Below are 308 nucleotides of genomic sequence, written 5' to 3' on the forward strand. Positions count from 1 at the left end.
AGGATATTTGATTAACTTAATCAAATTTCATGTATGCAGTTTTCAAGGTACAATGTATTGGGCTTTATTACTTAAAACCCAATGGGCTTAAGTGGACTCGAACCACCGACCTCACGCTTATCAGGCGTGCGCTCTAACCAGCTGAGCTATAAGCCCATCTTGAAATCTTCCGATTTCAGTGGAGATGAAGAGATTCGAACTCTCGACCCCCTGCTTGCAAGGCAGGTGCTCTCCCAACTGAGCTACATCCCCATTTGATCTGGCAGCCACCTGCTCTCCCACACCGTCTCCAGTGCAGTACCATCGGC

At 47.7% G+C, this 308-nt stretch carries 2 tRNA genes; both read right to left on the bottom strand.

The window, feature by feature from the left end:
• Positions 1-82 precede the first annotated feature (82 nt).
• Positions 83-156, bottom strand: a tRNA-Ile gene (locus HFM85_RS16050).
• A 23-nt stretch (positions 157-179) separates the two neighbouring features.
• Positions 180-252: transfer RNA gene (locus HFM85_RS16055), tRNA-Ala, on the bottom strand.
• Between the last annotated feature and the right edge of the window lie 56 nt (positions 253-308).

It is taken from the genome of Blautia schinkii (assembly GCF_013304825.1).
Taxonomy (GTDB): domain Bacteria; phylum Bacillota; class Clostridia; order Lachnospirales; family Lachnospiraceae; genus Blautia_A; species Blautia_A schinkii_B.